21 protein-coding genes are annotated in these 15,179 nt (G+C 48.3%); all 21 read left to right on the top strand.

Annotated elements, in window-relative coordinates; all coding sequences use genetic code 11:
• Positions 1-2: 2 nt before the first annotated feature.
• Entirely contained in the window at positions 3-221 is a 219-nt protein-coding gene (locus tag AC50Y3_RS04645; RefSeq protein WP_494817564.1) for a hypothetical protein, read from the top strand.
• A 52-nt stretch (positions 222-273) separates the two neighbouring features.
• Complete coding sequence (locus tag AC50Y3_RS04650) at positions 274-1,173, top strand: hypothetical protein (RefSeq protein WP_494817565.1); 900 nt, start codon at positions 274-276, stop codon at positions 1,171-1,173.
• Between the two features lie 12 nt (positions 1,174-1,185).
• Entirely contained in the window at positions 1,186-1,872 is a 687-nt protein-coding gene (locus AC50Y3_RS04655) for a DUF7002 family protein (protein ID WP_494817566.1), read from the top strand.
• Between the two features lie 88 nt (positions 1,873-1,960).
• A complete protein-coding gene (locus AC50Y3_RS04660) occupies positions 1,961-2,617 on the top strand; it encodes a GNAT family N-acetyltransferase (protein WP_494817567.1) in 657 nt (218 codons plus the stop codon).
• Positions 2,618-2,830: 213 nt separating this feature from the next.
• Complete coding sequence (locus AC50Y3_RS04665) at positions 2,831-3,241, top strand: hypothetical protein (RefSeq protein WP_494817568.1); 411 nt, start codon at positions 2,831-2,833, stop codon at positions 3,239-3,241.
• Positions 3,238-3,429: a hypothetical protein gene (locus tag AC50Y3_RS04670; protein ID WP_494817569.1), complete on the top strand. Its 192-nt coding sequence runs from the start codon at positions 3,238-3,240 to the stop codon at positions 3,427-3,429. Before AC50Y3_RS04665 ends, AC50Y3_RS04670 begins: the two co-directional genes overlap by 4 nt.
• A gap of 32 nt (positions 3,430-3,461) precedes the next feature.
• Complete coding sequence (locus AC50Y3_RS04675) at positions 3,462-4,190, top strand: glycosyltransferase family 2 protein (protein ID WP_494817570.1); 729 nt, start codon at positions 3,462-3,464, stop codon at positions 4,188-4,190.
• Positions 4,180-5,310 carry a glycosyltransferase gene (locus tag AC50Y3_RS04680; RefSeq protein ID WP_494817571.1) on the top strand — a complete coding sequence of 377 codons (1,131 nt, stop codon included), beginning with the start codon at positions 4,180-4,182 and terminating at the stop codon, positions 5,308-5,310. Before AC50Y3_RS04675 ends, AC50Y3_RS04680 begins: the two co-directional genes overlap by 11 nt.
• A 23-nt stretch (positions 5,311-5,333) precedes the next feature.
• The gene (locus AC50Y3_RS04685) at positions 5,334-6,410 is read left to right on the top strand and encodes a polysaccharide pyruvyl transferase family protein (RefSeq protein WP_494817572.1); all 1,077 of its coding nucleotides are present in this window, start codon (positions 5,334-5,336) and stop codon (positions 6,408-6,410) included.
• A 151-nt stretch (positions 6,411-6,561) separates the two neighbouring features.
• Complete coding sequence (locus AC50Y3_RS04690; RefSeq protein ID WP_494817573.1) at positions 6,562-7,149, top strand: TetR/AcrR family transcriptional regulator; 588 nt, start codon at positions 6,562-6,564, stop codon at positions 7,147-7,149.
• Positions 7,150-7,289: 140 nt separating this feature from the next.
• Complete coding sequence (locus tag AC50Y3_RS04695; RefSeq protein ID WP_494817574.1) at positions 7,290-7,718, top strand: organic hydroperoxide resistance protein; 429 nt, start codon at positions 7,290-7,292, stop codon at positions 7,716-7,718.
• Positions 7,719-7,766: 48 nt separating this feature from the next.
• Entirely contained in the window at positions 7,767-8,195 is a 429-nt protein-coding gene (locus AC50Y3_RS04700; protein ID WP_494817575.1) for an organic hydroperoxide resistance protein, read from the top strand.
• A gap of 78 nt (positions 8,196-8,273) precedes the next feature.
• Positions 8,274-8,609: a thioredoxin family protein gene (locus AC50Y3_RS04705; protein ID WP_494817576.1), complete on the top strand. Its 336-nt coding sequence runs from the start codon at positions 8,274-8,276 to the stop codon at positions 8,607-8,609.
• Between the two features lie 285 nt (positions 8,610-8,894).
• Positions 8,895-9,560, top strand: coding sequence for a Crp/Fnr family transcriptional regulator (locus tag AC50Y3_RS04710; RefSeq protein WP_494817577.1), 666 nt, complete (start codon positions 8,895-8,897; stop codon positions 9,558-9,560).
• Positions 9,561-9,590: 30 nt separating this feature from the next.
• Entirely contained in the window at positions 9,591-10,430 is an 840-nt protein-coding gene (locus AC50Y3_RS04715) for an ABC transporter ATP-binding protein (protein ID WP_494817578.1), read from the top strand.
• A complete protein-coding gene (locus AC50Y3_RS04720; protein WP_494817579.1) occupies positions 10,363-11,127 on the top strand; it encodes an ABC transporter permease in 765 nt (254 codons plus the stop codon). Before AC50Y3_RS04715 ends, AC50Y3_RS04720 begins: the two co-directional genes overlap by 68 nt.
• Positions 11,128-11,161: 34 nt before the next feature.
• Positions 11,162-12,235 carry an ABC transporter substrate-binding protein gene (locus AC50Y3_RS04725; protein ID WP_494817580.1) on the top strand — a complete coding sequence of 358 codons (1,074 nt, stop codon included), beginning with the start codon at positions 11,162-11,164 and terminating at the stop codon, positions 12,233-12,235.
• 29 nt (positions 12,236-12,264) lie between these two features.
• Entirely contained in the window at positions 12,265-13,182 is a 918-nt protein-coding gene (locus AC50Y3_RS04730) for an MBL fold metallo-hydrolase (RefSeq protein WP_494817581.1), read from the top strand.
• Between the two features lie 144 nt (positions 13,183-13,326).
• The gene (locus AC50Y3_RS04735; protein ID WP_494817582.1) at positions 13,327-13,812 is read left to right on the top strand and encodes a GNAT family N-acetyltransferase; all 486 of its coding nucleotides are present in this window, start codon (positions 13,327-13,329) and stop codon (positions 13,810-13,812) included.
• Positions 13,813-13,823: 11 nt separating this feature from the next.
• Positions 13,824-14,486: a ribose-5-phosphate isomerase RpiA gene (gene rpiA, locus AC50Y3_RS04740; RefSeq protein WP_494817583.1), complete on the top strand. Its 663-nt coding sequence runs from the start codon at positions 13,824-13,826 to the stop codon at positions 14,484-14,486.
• 36 nt (positions 14,487-14,522) lie between these two features.
• Positions 14,523-15,098, top strand: a complete 576-nt coding sequence (locus tag AC50Y3_RS04745; RefSeq protein WP_494817584.1) for a VanZ family protein — start codon at positions 14,523-14,525, stop codon at positions 15,096-15,098.
• Positions 15,099-15,179: the final 81 nt, after the last annotated feature.

The raw sequence follows: 15,179 nt of genomic DNA on the forward strand, positions 1-15,179 counted from the left end.
CGATGCTGTGGACAACACTTCAATATGACGTCGATTTTGATAATGCGATGCTTTTCGGTCAATATGTGATGGTCGTAACCGATAAGAAAACCTCAGGTGGGGGATTATTAGAAGGCTATGACGATCATAACGTCTGGATCAACGGCAAGCAGCATTCTCGTACAGGCGTAACGTTCATCCAGATGCCGCCTCCTGAAATGCAATTCGATCAAGCAAAATAGTCCTGAATAAAGCAGATCTTATGAGCTGGTTTCGGAGAGGAGAAGAACGGAGATGTCTTGGCATTTACTGAAATCCAGAGGATTTGCATCAGCTTACGGTTTAGTTATTCTCATGCTGATTGGGGCTGTATGGCTGGACGAAAGGGATATTCTCTTCCCGGAAATTGCAGGAATGGCTATGGGGGTCATGGTTTTTCCGGTGCCGCACTGGATTAAGAAACCTCTCCACTTATGGCTTTCCCCAACATTAGGTGCCTTTATCGGTACGACGATGAACCATTTGGCGCTATCGCCGCTGGTGAAAATATGGTTAGGTCTTATCCTTATTGTAATTCTCATGCATGTATGTCGCGTCAATTTTGGACCAACTATTCCTGCTGCTTTACTCCCGATTTTTCTAGGCCTTACTGATTATACATTTGCCGTTTCGACTGCCGTATTCACATTTGTCGTGATGCTGGCTGCTTATGGAATGAGAAAACCGGATAAGCCGGCTAGTAGCCCGATCCATTTTCGCAAGAAGACGGATACGGTTCTCATAACCCTTGTGTTAGCCCTTTGGATTGGTCTTGCATTTGCGACTAAGCTTGAAGTTTTCGTGGTTCCACCCGTGTTTGCTCTCATATTCGAGGTATTTCATGCGAAGGATTTTGCTTGGAAAATGATTCCCCAACGTATAGCGGTATTAACGATTACGGCTGCTCTTGCAGTCGGCGTGTATCACTTGCTGGATGGCTCAATCATTTGGGTTGGCGTCCTTAATGTTCTCATTACATTCGTACTTTGTAAGTTATTTAAAGTTCCTGTTCCTGTTGCATTCGGTGTCTCGTTGATGCCGCTTATCGTGCCTGCGTGGGGGACATGGGGGTTCCCGGTTGGCGTCTTCGTTACAACAGGCGTTCTGATGTGTATTTCTGCAGCGTATCGTCAGTTCAGAAGAAGATCGGACTAGAGGTATCCAGCGATGAACGATTCCATTGTACGCAAAATAACGAACAGTTCCAAACGGAAATCGTTATATCATTTCACAAGGGTTCAAAACTTGCCATCGATCGCGCATTTGGATGCATTGTATGCACCTTATGAAGTTGATCACAGCTTATCGGATGGACGAAGGACAGAGAGAAGAGAAGTGCATTTTCAAGGGCATCGTTTTGTAGCCAATGCACATTTGCGAATAGCTGAACTTGTAATGGATCCAAACACAACGCTTCATCAATTTTATCAGTATCTGGATCAGCATGTATTCCTCTGGCCGACGCGGCGGGATTGTCTGAAGATGCTGGAGATGTATTCGAGGAGAGAGCCTGATGAAGCTTTTGCCGTGCTTCAATTGGATGCCTATTCGCTCATTCATGATTGCTATGATGCTGTAAAGCTGTCGAAATACGACTCGGGGAGCTCACCTCGGTATCCAAACCGTTGTTCCTATAGGAAAAGTTTGAGCATGTTTCTGCCGTTGGACCAATTCGAGACTGTGCGGGATAATGATGTCCCTACAAAACCTTCCGAGATCCGCGAGGTCCTTGTAGAAGGGAAAGTAACGGACTTGTCCAGCTATGTACAGGCTATCTATTGTAAAGATGTTTCCGAGATTCCGGGGAGTTGGGGGAAGTATGCAAAGTCTTTCAAGGATTTTCAGGATGAATAGGCTCCAATCATCGTTATAGCGCAACAATAAATGCAGTTCTGCGTCTTCATATTGGGAGTGACTAATGTGAAGGTGGTGGCTGTTGACGATGAAAAATGCTGAAAGTCAGGTGCCTATGGAAACCGTCCAATCGAGGTCGACTACGATTGATGGATTATCCATATTGCCGGCAAACGAGGCATCATGGGAAGACTTGGAGGTTGTACTTGGCCCGGTCAAGTGTCACTCCGTACGCTGCTACTGCCAACGGTTCAAGATTCCTTCTTCTCAGTGGAACAATATCGACGATGATGAACGTGCTTATTTGTTGCGGACCCAGACCGACTGCGATCATCCGGAAGCCGTTACCACGAGCGGGCTTATCGCTTACCTCGACCAGCAGCCAGTGGGGTGGTGTGCAATTGAGCCGCGAATTGCCTACCCAAACCTGTTAAAGAGTCGGATGCCCTGGACGGGAAGAAACGAAGATAAGAACGACGATGAGGTTTGGGCGATCACCTGCTTCATTGTTCGCACCGGCTATCGAAGGCGCGGGATTACGTACGAGCTCACTCGTGCTGCCGTTGACTTCGCTAAGCAGCAGGGCGCTCGAGCTGTAGAGGGTTATGCGATGATCACCACACCGGAGAAAGAAATTACCTGGGGCGAGCTCCATGTCGGGAGCCGCAACGTCTTTGAGGCGGCAGGTTTCCGAGAGCTGACTCAACCAAGCAAACGTCGGGTCGTAATGCGACTCGATTTCTAGATGAACGGCGACTATCACATTGCTCATTCAGTATGGCCCATAGGTTTTTACAGGGACACCTTCCATTTGGACGGGTGTCCTTTTTGTCTTGGAATGGCAATCGAACATTTCAGGGTGGACTGGTGATATGCCTCAGTCGCTCCTCCTCTTAACTGTATACCCTAGTAAAGATGGAAATCAGAAGTTTCCATGGAATAGGAGGATGGAGGAGCGATGAAAATTATCGTAAACGTTAGAGAGATAAAGGAATATTTTGATGGTCTTGCACGGCTGCTGATGCCAAACGCAAACGTAACACAGCCGCCTGCACCGGAATCCGGCGCGCTCGATGGATCAACGCTCATAGCAGAAATGCGTCAGGCGATTCGAGAGGAGTTGGCATCGCTTGGACTTGAGAGTCAGCGCGATGTCGGCACGTCCAGCTTGAATAAACTCGGTCGAGTTTTTGAGCCATACACAGGCAAGTCAGCCGAGCTTTTAACGCCAGCCGGGACAGTAGAAGGCACAATTACGAAGGTTAGCGACGATTTTCTGGTCGTGCGTGAACACGGGGGGACAAGCGTAATGGTGCCGCTTGATCAGCTGGTCACCTTTCAGCTATCAGAAAAGCAGGTGCAACGATGATTGAAGAGCTGCAATCGCTCGTGAACAAGGAGGTACAGATCGCAAGCGCCCTTGAAACGATCAGCGGTACGCTTGTGTCGGTAGACGGCGTATCGGTAACGCTCCGCACATCGGAGCTTTTCGGTTATGAGAGCGGCAGCTATGCGATCATACAGCTGCGCTTCATTTCTTATATTCGGCTTTTGTAACATTATCATGGAACATAAGGGAGGAGAGGCAAGTGTCTTTTCAACGTGTGCCGGGACTCGTCAGCATAGTCACCACCGTCTACAATAAGGTTCCTTATCTGACGGATTGCTTAACGAGCCTGCTCAATCAGACCTATACAAGCTGGGAGCTCATTCTAATCGATGATGCGTCCACCGATGGGTCTTATGAATTCGTAATGAATTGGCTGAACAACAACGAGCCGTTATTAAGGGATGGGAAGGGGATCTGTACACTGCGACTTCCCCGCAATATTGGCTACGCAGGCGCAATAACAGCTGGGATGTACTTGGCCAAAGGGGAGTATATCGCCATCCAGGACGCAGATGATCTGTCTCATCCGGAGCGGCTGGCTAAGCAAGTTCGTTATCTGAAAAATAACCCGCAAATCGATCTGCTCGGTACGAACTACGAAGTGTTCGAAGATGGGCAACCTGAGCGCCGGATGCCGGTGTACTGGCTTAAATACGGCGAACAAATTGGGAAAGTTTATGCGAAAGGCGGACATTGCATTTGCCACGGAACCGCGATGTTGCGAGGAACGGTGTTCGATGAAATCGGCGGGCATACAAGGCGTATTGAAGGCGCGGAGGATTACGAATTTATCGCGAAAGTCATCAAGCCCGGAGCGAGAAACGTGGACAATATGCGGGAGGTGCTGTATTACTACCGCAAGCATCCCTTGCAGCGTTCACGCAATTATTTCGGCAAATCGCAGACGGAGCATGACTATGACTCGTAAAAGATTGCGGCTGCTAATGGTCATGGACAGCCTTGCGGTTGGGGGAACCGAAACCTATGTGCTGAGCCTGGTGAAGGCCTTCCCATCACTTGGCGTCATGCCTGTATATGCAGGCGGAACCGGCGTGATGTACGAGTCCTTTGCTCGTGCAGCCTGCCCGATTCATCGCGTGGAACTGAGGGCGGAGCAACTGCTAGACCCGGTGCGCCAGGAGCAGGCGGAAGCCGCACTCTCGCAAATTATGAGAAACCGCAAAATTGATTTGGTGCACATTCACCAAACACCTTCCGGTTTGTATGCAGCCGAAGCGGCAAGAAATTTAGGCATTCCCGTAGTGTTCACGGTGCATGGCGCTTACTATCCGCCGGATCAACTGCAAATGATGAAGGCTGCCGGCTGCACCTTCGTGTGCGTCAGTCTTCCTGTTCAGGCTTATCTGGAGCGACAGGGGATCCCGTCGCACTTGATTGCCAATGGAATTGATTTTGACCAGTATCGATCCGAGTCGTCTGCTGCGCTGCGCGCCAGCCTCCGCATTCCGGATGGAGAGAAGGTCGTGGTTTATGCATCACGTCTGGCTTGGGACAAGGCGGCTGTATGCGCGATGCTCGTCAGAGCAGCACGCACGCTTCGTTTAAACGGAGCAATGCCCTTGCATGTCATAATCGCGGGATCAGGCAATCAAGCAGCCGCAATTGCCGAACTTGCAGAGATGGTAAACCTTGAATGCAATGCGTCTTTCGTCCAGCTTGTGGGTAGTCAGATGCAAATGCGCGATTACTACAATCTAGGCGATCTTGTCGTCGGAACCGGACGCGTTGCACTGGAAGCTATGGCTTGCGGCAAGCCCGTTCTGGCTATTGGGAATCACGGATATTTCGGCTTTGTGGACCAGCCCGTTTATGACGAGGCTTGGCAGTATTACTTTGGCGACCATGACTCCAAGGAGCGTCCATCCGAGCAGCGGATCGGAGAAGCGATCAGCGAGGCGCTCGCTTCCGCTGACAAGCTGGAGGAGATGGGCCGGCAAGGGCAAGCTTGGGCGCGGTCGAATTTTCATATCCGCGATAAAGCGATTCAGATGAAGCAGCTGTATAATTCCTTGCTTGCAATGACTTGATAGGAACGGAGTGGTCGTAACGAATGAGAAAAGTGTTGTATTTAGGGTGGATTGGCTTCAACAACCTTGGAGATGAGTGGATGTGGGAGATGTTCCGCGATATGGCGCAGGCTCATCTGAAGGAAGAGGAGCATCTTGTTATCCCTTCACTTCCGCATGTGGAGTGGAAGAAAGTTGAGCAGTACGATACGATCGTTCTCGGCGGCGGATCGCTGGTCATACCGGGTTATATTGATCTGGTGTACGAAGCACTGGAGCTAGGAAAGACGATCCTCATCTGGGGCAGCGGTCATGACCGCCTTCATAAATGGGCACCGCAGCCGGATGGACAGCTAGGACCGGAGCTGGCCGATGAAAGCACGCAGTATCGCCATATGCTGAAGGCAGTGATGGCGCACAGTGTGTATTGCGGTATCCGCGGACCGTGGACCAAAGATTATATTGAATCACTTGGCGCATTATCGTCTACTATCACCATTAGCGGAGATTCCGCTATGTTGTTGAACGCACTGCATCCGGTAACGCCACTGCAACAATCCGGAAGCGTCCGGGGGCAGCATCGGACGATCGGCATCAACTGGGGCACCTCCTATAATCGGATTTATGGCGGTAACGAGGAACAAGTGGAGAACGCACTCGCACAAACGGGCCGCTCGCTGCTAGCGCTAGGTTACAGGCTCCATTTGTATTCGGTCTGGGGGCCGGACAAAGAGGCACTGGCAAGGTTGTATGCTAAACTTGGCCATGATGATGAGCGAGTGACATTCGATCCCAAGGTGTATGCTGCAGCAGATTATGTGCAGCTGCTATCGGGATTCGAAGCGACGATAAACTTAAAGCTGCACGCTAATCTGTTATCGGCTGCGGCGAATGTTCCATTCGTCTGCATCGGCTACCGATTCAAAAGCTTCGATTTGATGCATGGCTTAGACTTAGCCGATTGGATCGTTACCACGGATGATGCGCTGTTGGCCGAGAAGTTGATGGAGAAAGTCCAAGCTGCTGCGGCTTGGCGGGATGGGTATATCAACAAGCTTGAAGAGGGGCGCCAGTCGGCTTATCAGTCGCTGGTCACGCCGTTTCGAGAGCGTTTGTTTTAGAGGGAAGAGATTGTCCGGCAAAGTGAACGGGACAGTCTCTTTTTTTGAGGGGTGATAGTTGGCGGCTAATAAAAGAACGATCGTTCAAAAATAATTCTTGACCGACCGTTCTTGATATTGTATATTTACTTCGAAAGGAGGGAGCGACGAGATGGCCAGGACGAAAGAATTTGATGAAGATGCGGTTCTAATGAAGGCCATGCTGTTATTCTGGGAACAAGGCTATGAGAAGACCTCCATGCAGGAACTCGTAACCCATATGGGGATTCACAAAGGCAGCCTGTATGATACATTTGGCGATAAGCAATCGTTATATAACAGAGCATTGAAACGGTATATTGAATTGTTTGAGCGATCGGTTAAACGACCGGTTAAGAGCCGCATGGAAGAGACCCATTCTGCCAAAGAAGGAATTCGAATGATCCTTGAAATGGCAATTCAGAAGCAAGAAGAACTTCCAGACGGCTGCTTTATGGTGAATACCGCGGTTGAGTTAGCCAAACAGGATCCGATTTCCCGAGATTTGGTTCAAATGGGCTGGGACACAATCGAACAGTTCTTACACGATATTATTGTGGAAGGGCAGCAATCGGGAGAAATCTCACGGGATCTCGATGCTAATGGGTTGTCCCATTTTTATAATAATGCACTAACAGGACTTCGCGTTATGGTCAAGACCAGCACAGACGCGGATAAGTTAAACCATATTATTGACATCAACATGTCGGTATTGAAATAAAAGACGCATAAGCAGCCGCTGGGCTGCTGCATATAAGATCACGCTACTTGGTTTAGGTGATCATTTTTTACACCTATTCTTGAACGATCGGTCAAGAAAAGTGATAGCCAATTTCGTATATAAAAAGGAGAATGAATCGAATGATTAAAATGGAGAAAAAACTATATACTGCGACCGTAAATGTGCAAGGTGGAAGAGAAGGTAAGGCTGTTTCCGATGATGGCAATCTTAGCTTGGATTTGAGATATCCCAAGGAATTGGGTGGCCCCGGAAATGGAGCAAATCCGGAACAATTGTTCGCTGCAGGATTCGCCGCATGCTTCGAAGGCGCGATGGGTACTATTCTAAGAAAGAGAAGCATCAAAACAGAAGGGATCTCCATTCTATCCAGTGTTTCGCTTGGGAAGGATGCGAGCGAAGGCTATGTACTAGCCGTTCAGTTCGATATCACCATCAAAGGGATTGATACGAAATTGGCACATGAAATCGTCGAGGAAGCTCACCAGGTTTGCCCTTATGCCAAAGCAACACGCGGCAATATCGAAGTCATTACAAATATCGTTGGATAAGCTGCACGCAAAGAGCAAAAAATAACCCAGTCAAAAGGAGATGTTACGATGATTACAATGGAAAAGAAATTGTATACGGCTACTGTAAATGTTGAAGGTGGAAGAGAAGGAAAAGCGGTATCGAGCGATGGCAATCTTAACTTGGACTTGAGATATCCCAAGGAATTAGGCGGCCCCGGTAACGGAGTCAATCCAGAGCAGCTATTCGCTGCCGGGTTCGCTGCATGCTTCGAAGGTGCGATGGGAACCATTACCAGAAAAAAAGGCATTAAAACCGAAGGTGTCTCCATTAGTTCGAATGTTACACTCGGTAAGGATGCGAACGACGGTTATGTCTTGGCCGTTCAATTCGATATCACAGTAAAAGGCGTAGATATCAGTGTGGCTAGGGAAATCGTCGACGAAGCTCATAAAGTTTGCCCTTATGCCAGAGCAACGCAAGGCAATATCGAAGTCATTTCGAATGTGATTGGCTAACGATTCAGGTTCTCAGCAACCCCGCTTGACGAAAGCGGGGTTTTCAACTTTTTTTAATGAATAGGAGGAGGCAGCAAAGTGGAGATCCATTCCTTATTTAAAGAAACGTTCAGGGGACAAATCGATCATGGGATCACGCTCGTAGACTTTTATGACCCCGAAAGCCTCTCTTGTCAAGAACAGCTATCCATTGACCAGATGCTGGCTCAAGAAGTAAGGTATCAAGCTGCGGTCGCCAAAGTAGATGTCGATCAGGAGAAAGAACTCGCAACCGAATACGGTGTGAGGAGTGTTCCGACATTATTGCTCTTTAAAGACGGCTATAAGGTGGAAACCTTAGTAGGGCCTCAAAGTAAAGACGTTTTGCAGCAGCACATCATTAGTTATGCGACTATGGGCGATTCATGCGTTTAACGGTAAGAAGTAAAGATCCCCTAAATCGAAATGGCCATAATCATAAAAAGTGAAAGCTTGATTGTAAAATCAGGCTTTTTATTTTGACTGTTAAGCCGCGTTTGACGCGGCTTTTTATTTTGTAGAACCAATTGTTAGTTCTTGTCTTTGCTAAATTTCATTCGATTTGTCGGATACCCGACATTTTTCGGGGAATGAAATGTGTTATCATCCTTATATCGCATAAGAATAGTCGGAATAATTCTTGCCTGAATAATATAGAAACCCGAATCGAGGTAAACGGCCATGGATGAGCTTGGTGAACGCAAGGAATTTCAGGAGACAGACGACGTCAAAGCCATGATCCTGAACGTGTTTCGCGAGTACGGCACTGGGCGGACCTACCGCAAGCATGAATATATATTTCAGGAGAACGATCCGCCTTCGGCTGCGCATTATGTGGAATCGGGGTTAATCAAAATCTCTCAGTCCTCTCAGGAAGGTCAAGGAATTACCTTATTCCTGCGTTATCCCGGTGAAATGTTCGGGAACGCTGAGCTGCTTACGCAGCTTCTCCGCAGGCGCTATGCCCAATGTTTAATAGAAAGCCAGGTTATTACGCTGGAATCGCGTCTCTACCTGGAGCTCGTCCGAGAGAACGCGTCGTTCTCCTATGCGCTTGCAGTGATTACCGCGCGCAGATTGCTGCAGACGCAGAACATGGTAGAGACATTGATCAGTCGACCGGTTGCTTGGCGATTAGCCTGGTTTCTGATGCAGATGGGCCGGGAGCAAGAGGATCAAGTCGAGGTGCAGCTTCAACTGAGTCATGAGGAGATTTCATACGTCATTGGCTGCAGCAGGCAGACGGTGACGGAGATTTTGAACAAATGGCGGGAGAGGGGGCTCATTACGTACTCGAAGAAACAAATCATCATTCATCATCCAAGCTTTTTTTTCTCGGTGATATGACCGCGTGCAGCTTGGAGAGGAGGGACCGACATGATTGAAATCGACAAGGTCAGCAAAGCTTTCGAACATAAGAAGGGAGCGTCCTATCAGGCGCTGGAAGACATTACATTTACGATCAAACAAGGAGAGTTCGTCTCTCTGCTCGGTCCCTCCGGCTGCGGTAAATCCACGCTGCTGAATTTGATCGCCGGTTTCGAGAAGGCTTATGACGGGACGATCCGCGTGAACGGCGAACCGATTAAAGGGCCTGGGGCGGGAAAGGTCGTCGTGTTCCAAGAACATGGTTTGTTCCCATGGCTGAACGTGCTGGACAACGTCGCGTTCGGCTTGAAACAGCAAGGTGTTCCCAAGAAAGAGCGACGTGAGCGGGCAATGGAAGGGCTTAAATCGGTTCACCTGAGCAAATTCATCGACCGCTACCCGCATGAGTTGTCCGGTGGGATGAAGCAGCGGGCATCTATAGCGAGGGCACTCGTCATGGAACCGGACATACTGCTGATGGATGAACCGTTCGCTTCCCTGGATGAACAGACACGGTATATTTTGCAGAAGGATCTGGAAGATATCTGGATAAGGACGCGCAAGACCGTACTGTTCATTACCCATAACATCCGCGAAGCGGTGCTGTTATCTGATCGCGTGCTTGTCATGTCGACGCAGCCGGGCCGCATCAAGAAGGAATTCGTCATCCAAGCCGCAAGGCCGCATCAAGCCGGCGATCCTCTTATTCATCATTACGAGAATAAAATCATGGAGACGCTCTCGGAGGAACTGGAGAAGGTCGTCAGAGAGGAGATGGGCCATGACTATCGCATTGCGAAGAGCACTGTTCTTGATCTTCCTGATCGTAATTTGGGAATTGGGATATAGACTATTCGATTGGGGCTGGAAGTTTCCTTCTCCGATGCAGACCTTGGATGCCTTCTACGACGGCTTTGCGAACGGGCATCTGTTCGGTTCCATTCTAGCCAGCATGCGCAGGCTGTTCATCTCCTTCATCATTTCCATCGTAATCGGGACGGGGCTTGGTTTTCTATTCGCCCGATTTCGGTTCTTCGATGAAACCTTCGGCTTCCTAGTCGTAGCGCTTCAAACCGTGCCGAGTATTGCATGGCTGCCTTTCGCCATCATTTGGTTCGGGTTGAATGACACCTCGGTTATCTTCATTACGACGATCGGCGCTACTTGGACGATGTCGATGGCGAGTAGAACCGGCATCATGCAAATTTCGAAAATCCACCTCCGCGCAGCGCAAATGATGGGGACGGGCAACGGCTTGAAAATGTTCTATCAGGTTATGCTGCCTGCCGCTTTCCCTCATTTGATCACAGGCGTTCGAGTGGCATGGGCATTTGCTTGGCGTGCACTTACGGCAGGCGAACTGATCGGCCGTGGATTAGGACTGGGCCAAACGCTGCAGGACAGCCGCGACATCGGCGATACGGCGACCATTCTATGTGTCGTCATTATTATCGGGGTCATCGGCACAATATCCGATCATTTCTGTTTCAAGCGGCTGGAGGACGGTATTATGCTCCGCTTCGGCTTACAAGCGGCAAAGAAATAATAGACTCTATTATTCATGATGTGGGGGAATTACGATGAAAATACCAATGAGGTCAAATAGATGGAGTCCTAGCAAATCTTTAATTCTACTGCTCGGGATGGCGCTGGGATTGACAGGCTTGCTATCCGCATGCAGCTCGAATGACAATAAGGCAGCATCTGCAGACGAGCAGGTTACCGTCAAAATAGGGATCTTGAAGAATGTTACACACGCTCCGGGCTTCATCGCCCTTGAGAACGGGTACTTCCAGGAGCAATTCGGCAAGAACGCGAAGATCGAAGTCACGGCCTTCGATAACGGATCCGACTTCTCAACGGCAATCGCAACGAACCAGATCGACTTAGGTTACGTCGGACCCGGCCCTGCCATCAATCAATATTTGAAAAGCAAAAATTTCCGGATCATTGCAGGCTCCAATAACGGCGGCGCAGTGCTCATCGCAGGCAAGGAAGCCGGGATTAGATCCGTAAAGGATCTCGTCGGTAAGACGGTAGCTATCCCTACGAAAGGCAGCACGAATGAAATATCCCTGCGGCTGCTGCTGCAGCAGGAAGGACTAAAGGTTACAACTGACACTTCCGGCGTGCAAATCATTACCCGCGCTCCCGCCGATACGCTTGTCGCTATGCGCCAGAAGGAAGTAGACGCGACGCTCATTCCGGAGCCGTGGGGGACACAGATGGTAGAGGAAGGCAGTGGCGTCGTGCTGGTCGATTGGGACAAAATCCCGCCGAATGACGGCAATTATCCGCTCACGATTCTGATGGCCAGCGATAAATTTCTGAAGGATCACCGCGAATTGGCTAAAGCCGCAATCAAAGCTAACGAGGAAGGGATCGACTTCATCAAGCAGCACCCGGATGACTCCTATACCCTAATAAGCGACGAGTTGAAAGAGCTGAGCGGCAAGGGCATGGATGCCAAGCTGATCAAAGCGGCATTGGACCATTTGAACTTGACCGAGGATGTGGATGTCGAAGTGATCAAGACGATGGCTAAGGTTTCTTTCGATGCGGGTTACATCAAAGGTTTGAAAGACGAGAGCGAAGTCGATTTAAGCCAGTTCTATGATTCGTCGCTGTTGGATGAAGCGAAGCAGGCCAAATAACAATTGAGTTCAGATCGGAGGAAGCCTACATGCTGATTCAAACACAAAGCAATACCGTACCGGATTACCATGAGCATCTGAAGGTGATCCTGCTCGGAACCGGAACGCCGCGAGCTTTCGAAGGTCGAGCCAAATCCTCGGTCGCGATATTAGCGGGCAGCAAGGTGTTCTTGATTGACTGCGGCGGTGCCGTCGTGGATCAACTCATCAAAGCCGGTATCATACCGCAGCGCGTATCGGATGTCTTGTTCACACATCATCACAGTGACCACAATTCGGGATTCTTCGATCTCTTCATCTCCAGCTGGCGAACGCATGTCGTGCCGGGCCGCGTGTTCGAAGGACGATCGGTGCCGATGAGCGTGTATGGTCCGACGACTACGCGTGAGATTATCGGCAAAATGAGAGAGTCGTTCGATTTCGACGCCAATCTGCGGATAAATTACAATCTGTCGGCGGAAGATGCCGCCAGGATCGATTACCACGAATCGAACGAAGGTGTCGTGTATAACAAGGACGGCATTTTAATAACCGCTTTCGAGGTCGATCATCGACCGGTGTATCCGGCTCTTGCATACAAAATCGAATACAACGGGAAGACGGTGGTCATCTCCGGGGACACCATTCCGGTGGCGAACATGATCAAGCACAGCAGGGGAGCTGATCTCCTGATCCACGAAGCTTATAATAAACTTTGGCTGGATGCGTTAATCGCGGAATTCCCGGAGCAGGCGCAGTCACTGAACAATCCGGCTAAATATCATTCGACAACCTTGGAGGTCGCGGAATTGGCCAAACAGGCTGGCGTGCCCCATCTCGTGCTAACCCATCATATTCCGGCACCTTATCCGACTGCAGAATCGGAAACGGAATACACACAGGGAATGCGGGATATTTTCCAAGGCAAAATCACGATGGGCCGCGACTTGATGGTATTCGAACTGTAAGTGCATATACCAAACGATAGAACAATGAAAATGGCGGACCACTATGGTCCGCCTCTTTTTTATTATAGGCGATGAAAGAGGAGCTTTTCCTTCTAAGGGTATAAGTGGTATGATCTCTGTTAAACCATTATCCGAGGTGATATCATGGATATTTCCATCCGAAATGCTACGCTAGCTGATTACGAGTCGTTGTTACCTTTGTTTCAGCAGGTTCATGATCTGCATGTTGTCGAGCGACCGGACTTGTACAAGGAGAATTCGACCCCGGTAGAGGAAGCGTACTTTCGAAATCAACTGCTAGATGACAAGCAACCTATTTATGTAGCTGTGTGGGGGAATGAAATCGTTGGTGTAGTTGTTATGAAGGAAGAAGCGATTCCTGAGAATTCATTTGTTCATGCGAGGAAAGTCTTACTTGTAAACAGTTTAAGTGTCGCTGAGACAGCAAGGAACAAGGGGATCGGGAAGAAACTCATGCAATCCGTATTCGACCTCGGAAGAAGCTTGGAAGTTGATAGTATTGAATTAGGGGTTTCGGAGAAAAATCCAAATGCGATCGCGTTTTATCAATCCATTGGCATGACAACAAAAAGCAGAAAAATGGAGTTTCAGTTGATCAATTTACCTTAAAGGAGGCCCATATGGAGTCCAAACGAATAGCCGCAGAAAAAGCGGTAGAGTACATACGAGATGGCATGATCGTTGGGTTAGGAACGGGGTCTACAGCCTATTGGGCTATTCAGAAATTAGGAAAGAAAGTAAAGGATGGATTAAACGTACAAGCAGTAGCGACATCCATTCAATCTGAGCATTTAGCTAAGGAATTAGGCATTCCGATTCTATCCATTTCCGAAGTCGATGCAATTGAACTGACAATCGATGGAGCTGACGAAGTCGATGATCGATGGAACCTCATAAAAGGCGGCGGCGGCGCGCTGCTGCGCGAGAAGATCGTAGCTTCGGCTAGCAAGGAATTAATCATAATCGTTGATGAAAGTAAAAAAGTGAATGTGCTTGGCAAATTCCCTTTGCCTGTAGAGATTGTGAAATTCGGCTATGAGCTAACGCAGAATAGGCTGGGTAAGCTTGGTTGCGTTCCACAGCTGCGGATGAATGAGACAGTACCATTCATAACAGATAACGGGAATTATATTGTGGATTGTCACTTTGAGCATATCGGCCAACCCAATGAGCTGCACACCACAATCAATTTGATACCTGGCGTCGTTGATAATGGCCTGTTTATTAAATTGGCAACAAAAGTGATCGTTGGTTATAACGATGGATCGGTTATTGAGTTGTAATATGAGCCGAGCATATAGGATTGAATGAGGTGTGGAATGGCAGCCGGTAAAAGGGGAAACGAGCGGGTTTCTAAACTAGAGAGAATTGAAATCGTCTTTATCTATGGCGTTTTCTTTTGTTACATCCTTTTTTTAGTTAAAATATTTTTCTTATCAAGAGTTTCGCTTATGGATTTGTTTAATAGTCACAGGACTTTTGAGAGGTCAATCAATCTCATTCCATTCTTTAGTATCAGAGACTATCTATTTAGCAGCGATGCGACTGTAACGAGTTTCGCTTTTGCTAATGTGATTGGCAATATCGTTATCTTTAGTCCTCTTGGCACCTATATTTCCTTATTCAAAAGGGATAAAAGAGTCATATCCAATCTGCTAATTATTTTGGTAGTAAGCGTATTAATTGAAATCACTCAAGGGCTTCTAGGCATTGGAGCAGCAGACATAGATGACATCCTTTTAAATGGTTTGGGTGGATTAGTTGGAATCATAGGGTATAAGATACTCGTGTTTATAGTACGGGAGGAAAAAGCACGTCATATAGTTACCATACTTTCAGCATTAGGATTAGTTGTTTTATTCTATTTTTCATTTATGCTGAAATTGCGCCTCTGACTATCACTTCAGCATGTCACTGAAATTAAAAACACGCTGCCGGATTTGGCAGCGTGTTTGTGTTCATGAAACGAAGGAAGA

The sequence above is a fragment of the Paenibacillus sp. J22R98 genome (assembly GCF_059383835.1).

Coding starts and splice junctions, on each gene's coding strand:
- rpiA (WP_494817583.1), top strand. CDS start 13,824: ATGGAGTCCAAACGAATAGCCGCAGAAAAAGCGGTAGAGTACATACGA.
- AC50Y3_RS04735 (WP_494817582.1), top strand. CDS start 13,327: ATGGATATTTCCATCCGAAATGCTACGCTAGCTGATTACGAGTCGTTG.
- AC50Y3_RS04725 (WP_494817580.1), top strand. CDS start 11,162: ATGAAAATACCAATGAGGTCAAATAGATGGAGTCCTAGCAAATCTTTA.
- AC50Y3_RS04730 (WP_494817581.1), top strand. CDS start 12,265: ATGCTGATTCAAACACAAAGCAATACCGTACCGGATTACCATGAGCAT.
- AC50Y3_RS04680 (WP_494817571.1), top strand. CDS start 4,180: ATGACTCGTAAAAGATTGCGGCTGCTAATGGTCATGGACAGCCTTGCG.
- AC50Y3_RS04715 (WP_494817578.1), top strand. CDS start 9,591: ATGATTGAAATCGACAAGGTCAGCAAAGCTTTCGAACATAAGAAGGGA.
- AC50Y3_RS04655 (WP_494817566.1), top strand. CDS start 1,186: ATGAACGATTCCATTGTACGCAAAATAACGAACAGTTCCAAACGGAAA.
- AC50Y3_RS04695 (WP_494817574.1), top strand. CDS start 7,290: ATGATTAAAATGGAGAAAAAACTATATACTGCGACCGTAAATGTGCAA.
- AC50Y3_RS04710 (WP_494817577.1), top strand. CDS start 8,895: ATGGATGAGCTTGGTGAACGCAAGGAATTTCAGGAGACAGACGACGTC.
- AC50Y3_RS04660 (WP_494817567.1), top strand. CDS start 1,961: ATGAAAAATGCTGAAAGTCAGGTGCCTATGGAAACCGTCCAATCGAGG.
- AC50Y3_RS04720 (WP_494817579.1), top strand. CDS start 10,363: ATGACTATCGCATTGCGAAGAGCACTGTTCTTGATCTTCCTGATCGTA.
- AC50Y3_RS04665 (WP_494817568.1), top strand. CDS start 2,831: ATGAAAATTATCGTAAACGTTAGAGAGATAAAGGAATATTTTGATGGT.
- AC50Y3_RS04645 (WP_494817564.1), top strand. CDS start 3: ATGCTGTGGACAACACTTCAATATGACGTCGATTTTGATAATGCGATG.
- AC50Y3_RS04745 (WP_494817584.1), top strand. CDS start 14,523: ATGGCAGCCGGTAAAAGGGGAAACGAGCGGGTTTCTAAACTAGAGAGA.
- AC50Y3_RS04650 (WP_494817565.1), top strand. CDS start 274: ATGTCTTGGCATTTACTGAAATCCAGAGGATTTGCATCAGCTTACGGT.
- AC50Y3_RS04690 (WP_494817573.1), top strand. CDS start 6,562: ATGGCCAGGACGAAAGAATTTGATGAAGATGCGGTTCTAATGAAGGCC.
- AC50Y3_RS04700 (WP_494817575.1), top strand. CDS start 7,767: ATGATTACAATGGAAAAGAAATTGTATACGGCTACTGTAAATGTTGAA.
- AC50Y3_RS04670 (WP_494817569.1), top strand. CDS start 3,238: ATGATTGAAGAGCTGCAATCGCTCGTGAACAAGGAGGTACAGATCGCA.
- AC50Y3_RS04685 (WP_494817572.1), top strand. CDS start 5,334: ATGAGAAAAGTGTTGTATTTAGGGTGGATTGGCTTCAACAACCTTGGA.